The following is a 457-nucleotide window of genomic DNA, read 5'->3' as shown; positions in this document are numbered from 1 at the left end:
AAGGCGTTCCTGCTGCGCGAGAGTGGGCATTTCGGTGCCGCGGCCAGCAGCTATTCGTCGCTTTATCTCTGGCGACAGGACGAAGCCTTCCGCGATTTCCTGGTGAGCGGCCGCTACAAAATCGTTACGGACAGCTTCGGGCGCGCAGAGATCGAGCCCGGTTTTGCTCTTGACGCTCGCCGAGGCAACGGACGGTTTGCGCGTTTCGCCTACAGGGAGGAGCGCAGCATTGCGATCGACGCCGATCTCACAGCGGCCTTCGCCGCCGAGATCGAGCACAATCGCGCGACTGCCGAACAGCCCGGTTCGGTCGCTGCCGTCGTCAGCGTCGATGCGCAGAACTGGACCGTCACGCGGATCTTGCTATCAGAAAATGAGCTGGACAGAGAGAGCGCCGGTGCCGCTTACCAGATCCTGCATCTGGCCCGACCCTTGCTCGATACCCTGCCGCGGGCGG

Annotated in this window: 1 protein-coding gene; it reads left to right on the top strand. The window is 63.2% G+C overall.

Going from position 1 to position 457, the window contains the following annotated elements; translation table 11 throughout:
• On the top strand, window positions 1–457 hold a 457-nt coding region (locus AC5ZGW_RS47005; RefSeq protein ID WP_496114254.1), incomplete at both ends, for a DUF4865 family protein.

Source organism: Bradyrhizobium sp. Crot121 (genome assembly GCF_059512385.1).
The sequence above is the reverse complement of the archived record's forward strand: the minus strand, read 5'-3'. Positions and strand labels throughout refer to the sequence as shown.